Genomic DNA, 387 nt, shown 5'->3' on the forward strand with positions numbered 1-387 from the left:
GGTCGTCGGCGCGGCCAGGATTGTGCTGGAGGCCCGCATGTCGGCTCCAGCAATCGGCCCGACCATCGGCATGACCTCGCTCGGCAGCAGCTGCCTGCGCTACATGAAGACGCTGAAGCCGGCGCTGGAACAGCGCGGCTATGACGTTGCCGTCTTCCACACCACCGGAATGGGCGGCCGCGCCTTCGAATCGATTGCCGGTCAGGACCATTTTTGCGCGGTGTTCGACTTCAGCCTGCAGGAAATTACCAATCATCTCGCGGGCTCCGTCGTCAGTTCCGGCACCGACCGGCTGGAGAATGCCGGCGCTCGCGGCACTCCGCAGATCGCCGCACCCGGGGCGGTCGACATGGTCGATCTGCCGACCTGGCAGGATTTGCCGGCTAA

At 65.4% G+C, this 387-nt stretch carries 1 protein-coding gene; it reads left to right on the forward strand.

What is annotated here, in order from left to right; translation table 11 throughout:
• A partial coding sequence (locus EN906_RS37120) for a Tm-1-like ATP-binding domain-containing protein (protein ID WP_206529310.1) occupies nucleotides 1–387 on the forward strand: 387 nt, incomplete at both ends.

This window comes from Mesorhizobium sp. M7A.F.Ca.CA.004.06.1.1, assembly GCF_003999135.1.
Lineage (GTDB): Bacteria > Pseudomonadota > Alphaproteobacteria > Rhizobiales > Rhizobiaceae > Mesorhizobium.